Here is a 7179-nt window from a genome sequence, read left to right as displayed (position 1 = left end):
GAAGTCTTCAAGGCACTCACCAGCCACAACACCGCCCTGCCAGCCCCGCCACCGGCCGCCGAACCACAAGCGGCTTGACGCATAGGAGCATCGCTCAGCAAGTTGCCGCCGGTTCGGGGTTGTGGGTTACGTGCTCGGTCGCAAGCTAGTTCGCACCCGTGTGTCTCGGGAACGTTCGTTCGCGAGACACAGGTGGCTGATCGGCGTTTCAGCAGGAACGATCTGTACGCATGCCGTGTCCGCACCAATGTCACGTTCTCGGGGATTTACGGCCCGGTTTGGTTCATGCGGATCGGCTGCGCGCGGTGTCCCGCCCGCGATCAGCACCCCGGGCTCAGCGCGACGTTAAGTGTTGACCAGGCGGTAGAACACCTGCCGGAGGGTGGGTTGGTGGGGCTGGATGCCCCCGCTCCCGCCGCGGCACTAGGAGCCTGGCGGCAGGAGCAGGCGGCACATGGGCCCGCCCCGCGCTGCCGTGGGGGCGGGGCGCAGCGGGACGGGTGGCTTGAGGCCGGCGCGGGGGTCGCCTCTCGGCGAGTGGCGCGACCCGGCGCCGAAGACTCGGCGGTCCGGGAGGGCAGTGGGTGGAGCCCGGGGACACCACCGCACCGGCAATCACGTGTAACGCTGCCCGGCCCCGGTTATTCCACAGTGGACGTGGGGAGGTGCTCCCACCCCCGGCTTCGCCGTCAAGAGGGGTTCTAGGCGGCACGCCGTGGTCCGGCAACCGCTTCCGCGTATCCCCGGTCGAGCTGGTGCAGGCGGATGTGCCGGAGCGCTTCGCCGAACGTGCAGGCGTTGTACCAGAACCAGCCACACCCGTCGCACTGGCAGTGCCAGCGGTCGCAGTGGCCGCAGTACTTGTTGCTGGCGTGGTGGCGGTTGGTCATGACGTCGCTTCTTCCGGACTGAACGGGACCTGCTCAGTCTGACGGGCGGACGGTGCCCGCGTCGTCACGGCGAGCGGGCATTTCCCGGGCCCGGCTGCCGGGAGCCTGCCCTACCGGCTGGCCGGTATCAGCCCGCGGCGCTGCTGATCTGCTTCGCGAACCGGAGGCCGCCTCGAGCCTCGTGCCGTCCGCGGACTGGCTGGTCAGGGGCTATTCCGTGGTCTCGTGTCCGCTCGGGCGCTCACCGGAGGACTCCTGCGTCGACGGGACGGGTGGGGTTTCGCCGGCGGCGGCGGAGCGCTGAGATCGGGCCCCTACCTATCGCTAGGCGGGATGGTAGTCGCCGCCGATTGCCCTGTGCAGGGTGTTCGCTGCGCCTCGGAGCGCGCGGACGATCCCGTCGTCACGGGGACTGCCGAGGCCGGACTCGGCGAGCTGCCGGGCCAGCCCGTCGAGGTACGTCGCGGCCTTCGAGACGTGCGCGACGCTGTCCTCAGCGCCGGGGCGGTCGCGTAGCGCGACCGTCTGGGCGACGAGTTCGGAGAGCTGGTCTGTGAGCTGGCTGTGTGCTCCTGCGGGCAGCGGGGTGCGGGCGAGAGTGCGCAGCAGCCGCTGGCAGGTACTGACCAGGAGGTCGAGCAGGCGGAAGCTGAATGACGGGCTGATCCTCAGGTCGCCGCTGACGATCTGCGCGACGACACCGGTGTTCGCGGAGCCGATAGCGATGCGATTCATCTGGGGTTCCCCCTGGAACGGCAACACAGCCGTCGGCCGGTCGACGCCGAGGGCTGGCCGGAAGCAGGGGTGGATGTGGAATTCGTTCTCCTGCGGCTGCAGGGGGAGCTCTCGCGACCCGGCGTAGGACACGCCGGTTTCTCGGAGCACCCCGAGGAACCCGACGCGGTACAGGACCTCGACGACGCCGTCCGCGGTCAGGACGTCCCGGTAGTTCGGGAACTGGCTGTGCAAGGCCTCGGCGAACGGTTTAAGCCGCGTCGCCACCGCGCTGCGCATGACCACGTAACCGGTGTTCTGGAACAGCACGAACAGCCGGTCGAGGAAGGGGGCCGTGACCAGGTACTCCTTCGCTAGGTCCAGCAGCTTCCACTGCGAGAACGGCAAGGTCGCGCCCAGCACGTCGGCCTCAGTGATCCGGTCCGCGCCACGGGCGTGGGCAGCGTCGCGGCAGAGGTTGAGGAGCTGGATCGCGTCGCGGGGCCGCGGCAGCGTGCGGGAGAACAGGTAGGCGTCGGCCGGCTCGCCGCGCACCCGTGCAGGGAAGACCTTGCCCCACAGCTCGTCGCGGGTCAACGGGCGGCCGAGGGAGGCCCGGGCCCGCAGCAGCGCTACTTCGCCGAGTTTCTCCGGTGTCCAGTCGAGGCGCAGCTCGTCGCTGTGGAACTTGTCAGCGTCGTCGAACCGGAGGGCGTCGTAGATGTCCGAGCGCACGAACAGCACGCAACGCATCGCGCCGGCGTAGGCCTGGGTCACGCGCTTGCTCGCCAGGAGGAGGCCGATCACCAGGTCGTCGCTTTCGCGGTCGCTGGACCAGACCTGCTCCAGCTGGTCGACGAGGACCAGCAGCGGGTCGTGGCCCGCGCAGCCGAGCGACCGGAAGCCGCGTGCGACCCCGGCTTCGAGCACTTCGAGCTGCTTCGACGCGCGGGCTCCTTCCGAACTGCCGTTCTTGTGCTCGAAGCCGGCTTTGACGCCGAACGCCTCGAGCGACAGCGAAGCCTGCAGGCCCTGCCCGCCGTGCAGGATCCGGTCGTGGAAGCTGACGTCGGTGAGCTCGCCGTTCTTCTGGAGGAACCGCCGCAACGCGCGGATCGGCTTCGAAAACCTGCGGCGGTGCCCTGCTCGTGCGTGGCTGACGAGGTGGCGCGCCGCCTGCACTGCGAAGACGTACCGCCAGATCAGCGACTTCGCCGACGCGCCGGTGAGCCCCTGCAGCTCGAACCTTCGCAACTCTTCGCCGGCGGCGTCGTCCGGGGTGATGAGGCAGGTGCCGTCGTTCGCCGCCTGCTGCATGCAGATGGCGCTCTTGCCGGTGCCCTTGCGGCCGATGACGAGGTTTTTGTGGCCGGCCGAAACCTCTTCGAACGCTTTGGTGACCAGGAAGCCTTCGCGCAGCAGACCGTCGGCGAAGTCGTGCTCGGCATCGTCGCGGCCAAAGTACAGTCGCTCGACGGTCCCCCCGGCCACGTTCGCCTCCCTTGCCTGCGGCGGTTCAGCGTACCCGCGCCTTCCGCCGAACGGCGGAAGTTCGGCAGGCTGTCACGTACGAGTCGGCCTTGCCTCCCGTGCCGAGATGGCCTGGCCGAACAGCTACACGACCTCGTCGAGCACGTCGGTGCGTGCGGATGCGCGGCACCGGCAATCGCCGTACCGCGGCGGCATGCGCGGATCGTGCTGGAGTTCGCGCCTGGCCACCGGGACATCCCACCTGCGGAATCGCCGATCAGCCACAGGTGACTGGCGAACGATCGTTCGCCGGTCACCTGTGGCTAATCGACGTTCCCGTAGAAGCGATCTGTAAAGCACGCCGTGTCCGTGCCAACGTCACGCTCCCAGGGGTTTGCGATACGGGAGGGGTCCGGGGATTGGCGAGGAGCCGCAGGATGGCCGCCGGGCTGTTTGCGTCCCCGATCCCGCAATGACCAGCGCCTGCCACTGGCCTGATGTCCACTTGCTACCCGATCGTGGCTGTCGACCCGATATGCCAACGTCCTTACCCTCCGGAATGAGGCGTTCACAAAAAGTGATAGCCCAAAGGGAAATGATCATGTCTGACCTTATTCAAAATTTTCCAACAATGCACTAGTCACAGAATCGTTTTCTTCTAGGGTGCGGTACAAGACAGCCCGGCCTGTTCCCCGCCCAAATTATTGCCCGGGCAAGCGAGATACTCACAGCCCGGTCCTTGGGGCCAGCTCAGGAACGCTTCGCAACACGGGAATGCAAGCGCCGACGCAACCACTCCAGTAGATCTCGATCGGAACCGGCAGCGATAAGGTTATCGATCGCAACTTCCAACTCTTGAGGGTCGCCATTATCGACCCCAAGTATCACCCTCCCAAAATCTTCCCCATACCTACGCATGATCGCGAAATCGTCTTGCCGTCCACCGTACGCCGAATGCGCGAGGACCGTAGGTGCGAGAAAGCTTTTCCATCGCGGCACAACGAAGTCCCGAAAGTAGTCGAACATCTTCGGACCGTCCACGTCGACCCGATCCAGACTAACCCCCCAAAGTGAAGTCCCCGGCAATAACTCAGCCCGGAGACCTTCAGGAGCCCTGAGCCGCGTTCTGATCAAGCCCCAGTCAAACTCGACAGGTTTCGAGCTTGAGCCCTCGTCGTGATAATCGCGCAGTACCGATGGAACCGCCGCTGCTGCGACATGAAACATCACGATCGGCTCCGGTATGTAGGGCCGCATCCGCGGGAACACTGCGTGACCGTCCGGTACTGAGATCCACCACTTCCGGGCAGGAAGTCGGTGGAACCCCGCATCCTTCATCACCGGGTTCACAAACCGCTTCACTAGCCCATCAAGCGTACCGGCCATGTTCGCACCTCCGTTACACTCCGCCCGTCCAGCCTCGATGCAGTGGATGCGCAGGGCCCGTCAGCTCTTACCGGCCCCAAGATTCTAGCCACACCGGTCACGGCACTGGGATCTCAAGTGGGAACGGGATGGGTGGCGCGATGGGGATCCCTCCTCAGAACAGCGTACAAACTGCGGACGCTGGCGGTGGCGCTGGCGGGGCAGCGGGAACTGGAGGGCTAAGCTTGGGCACAACATGCTCTACGGTCGGCGAAGCCGGATCAAAGCTTTGTATCAACCCAGTTCGAGTTCCGTAGTTGACAGTCTGACGTGCTTCATCGTCCTTCTTTTCTTCTTAGCTTATCGCGCCAGTTCCTCCTCCCCAATGCAAAGTGTCTTCTCCGGACGTTTCACCTTGGTATGGACACCCAATATTCCGTCCCGACGTCGCATTTCACAGATCTTTTTCTTTTGCATAGTAATATTCAACTTGTCAGAATATGAGAACTTCGGCAACATCTGCGGGGAGCTGGTCCGAGAGGGGCTCTCCGACAGCGAGATCGCGCCGTGCTGGGCGCCAACATCCTGCGGGTGCTGAAGGAAGTCTGGGCATGACCGCTGCGCCCGGCCGGATCGCCGGGCGCAGTCCTGCCTGCGTTACCCGCAGACAGCGCCCTGGGAGGCCGAGCCGACGAGCCTGGAGTACTTGGCCAGCACGCCGCGAGTGTAGCGGGCGGGCAGTGGCGTCCAGCCCGCGCGGCGGGCCGCCAGCTCGGCGGCATCCACGCCGAGGTCCAGCATGCCGGTCGCGACGTTGAGGCTGACGGGATCGCCATCGCGGACGAAGGCGATCGGCCCGCCGTCGGCTGCCTCGGGGGCGACATGCCCGACGCACAGGCCGGTCGTGCCGCCGGAGAAGCGTCCGTCGGTGAGCAGCAGGACGTCCTTGCCGAGCCCCGCGCCCTTGATCGCCGCGGTGATGGCGAGCATCTCGCGCATCCCCGGCCCGCCCTTGGGGCCCTCGTAGCGGATCACCACGACGTCGCCCGCGATGATCGTGCCATCCTCCAGCGCGTCCATCGCGGCGCGTTCGCGGTCGAACACCCGGGCGGTGCCGGTGAACACGTCCGAGTCGAAACCGGCGGACTTCACGACCGCGCCGTCCGGCGCCAGGGAACCACGCAGGATCGTGATGCCGCCGGTCGGGTGGATCGGCGAGGCCATCGCGCGCAGCACCGTGCCGTCCGGGTCCGGCGGCGCGATCTCGGCCAGGTTCTCGGCGACCGTACGCCCGGTCACGGTCAGGCAATCGCCGTGCAGAAGATCCGCTTCCAGCAACGCTTTCATCACCACGGGCACGCCGCCGATGCGGTCGACGTCGGTCATCACATGCCGTCCGAACGGTTTCACGTCGGCCAGGTGCGGCACCCGCGCACCGACCCGCGTGAAGTCGTCCAGGGTGAGCGGTACCTCCGCCTCGTGCGCGATGGCGAGCAGGTGCAGCACCGCGTTGGTGGAGCCGCCGAACGCCATCACCACGGCGATCGCGTTCTCGAACGCCTCCCGGGTCAGGATCTGCCGAGCGGTGATCCCCTTGCGCAGCATCTCGACCACCGCCTGACCGGACCGCCGCGCGAACCCGTCACGCCGCCGGTCCGTCGCCGGCGGAGCCGCGCTGCCGGGCAGCGACATACCCAGTGCCTCGGCCGCACTGGCCATCGTGTTCGCCGTGTACATCCCGCCACACGCGCCTTCGCCGGGACAGATGGCGCGCTCGATCAGTCCGACGTCCACGCGGCTCATCAGGCCCCTGGCGCAGGCACCGACTGCCTCGAACGCGTCGATGATCGTGACTTCGCGCTCGCCGCCGTCCGACAGCGTGACCCGGCCGGACAGGATCGAACCGGCATACAGGAACACGCTGGCGAGGTCGAGCCGGGCGGCCGCCATCAGCATTCCCGGCAGCGACTTGTCACAGCCGGCCAGCAGCACCGAGCCGTCCAGCCGCTCGGCCTGCATCACGGTCTCCACACTGTCCGCGATCACCTCACGCGACACCAGGGAGAAGTGCATGCCCTCGTGGCCCATCGAGATACCATCGGACACCGAGATCGTGCCGAACTCCAGCGGGTAGCCACCCGCGGCGTGCACGCCGTCCTTGCTTGCCTTCGCCAGCCGGTCCAGTGACAGGTTGCACGGCGTGATCTCGTTCCACGAAGAAGCGACACCGATCTGGGGCTTCACCCAGTCGTCGTCACCCATGCCCACGGCCCGCAGCATCCCGCGCGCGGCGGTGCGCTCCAGGCCGTCCGTGACGTCTCGACTGCGCGGCTTGATGTCCGGAGTCTCGTCCATGAACGGAGCCTAGCGCTCCACCACGCCACGAGGAGCACCAAAATGTCGCGTGCGGCGGTGTGCCACGGCGCACGTTGCTATCGAGCCGATGCCTGCCAGTGGCCAGCCTGCGATGGCCACGAGCGTGATCGTGAAGGCCGCGAGCACGAGGATCAGGGCGAGCATGCGGCGGAACCGCCGGCGATCGCGGAGGCAGCTGTCCACGATGTGCCAACTGCGTCCACACGATTGAGGAGCGGTCCCGGGGTCACGCCGCCGTGAGCTGGGCGGCGCGATCACCGCGGCCTCGCCGTCCGCCAGCCAGCGCGTGTCCGCGCCAGCCCGGCGCGTCGAGGCACGGCTCGAGCGCCAGCTTCGCTCGATAACCCCGTGCCTCGTCCTCGAC

The 7179-nt window shown here is 67.0% G+C and carries 4 protein-coding genes; all 4 read right to left on the bottom strand.

Annotated elements, in window-relative coordinates:
• Positions 1-701: 701 nt before the first annotated feature.
• Positions 702-890: a hypothetical protein gene (locus tag ACIA77_RS51230; protein ID WP_395893526.1), complete on the bottom strand. Its 189-nt coding sequence runs from the start codon at positions 888-890 to the stop codon at positions 702-704.
• Positions 891-1214: 324 nt separating this feature from the next.
• The gene (locus tag ACIA77_RS51225; protein WP_395893525.1) at positions 1215-3095 is read right to left on the bottom strand and encodes a P-loop ATPase, Sll1717 family; all 1881 of its coding nucleotides are present in this window, start codon (positions 3093-3095) and stop codon (positions 1215-1217) included.
• 729 nt (positions 3096-3824) lie between these two features.
• Positions 3825-4460, bottom strand: coding sequence for a hypothetical protein (locus ACIA77_RS51220; RefSeq protein WP_395893524.1), 636 nt, complete (start codon positions 4458-4460; stop codon positions 3825-3827).
• A 636-nt stretch (positions 4461-5096) separates the two neighbouring features.
• Positions 5097-6794 carry a dihydroxy-acid dehydratase gene (gene ilvD, locus ACIA77_RS51215; RefSeq protein WP_395893523.1) on the bottom strand — a complete coding sequence of 566 codons (1698 nt, stop codon included), beginning with the start codon at positions 6792-6794 and terminating at the stop codon, positions 5097-5099.
• Positions 6795-7179: the final 385 nt, after the last annotated feature.

The organism is Amycolatopsis sp. NPDC051903 (genome assembly GCF_044452505.1).
GTDB lineage: Bacteria > Actinomycetota > Actinomycetes > Mycobacteriales > Pseudonocardiaceae > Amycolatopsis.
This window is presented reverse-complemented; position numbering and strand designations above follow the sequence as displayed.

What these genes read in the sequence shown, in the direction of transcription:
- ilvD (WP_395893523.1), bottom strand. Translation starts at nt 6,794, where the DNA reads ATGGACGAGACTCCGGACATCAAGCCGCGCAGTCGAGACGTCACGGAC.
- ACIA77_RS51220 (WP_395893524.1), bottom strand. Translation starts at nt 4,460, where the DNA reads ATGGCCGGTACGCTTGATGGGCTAGTGAAGCGGTTTGTGAACCCGGTG.
- ACIA77_RS51230 (WP_395893526.1), bottom strand. Translation starts at nt 890, where the DNA reads ATGACCAACCGCCACCACGCCAGCAACAAGTACTGCGGCCACTGCGAC.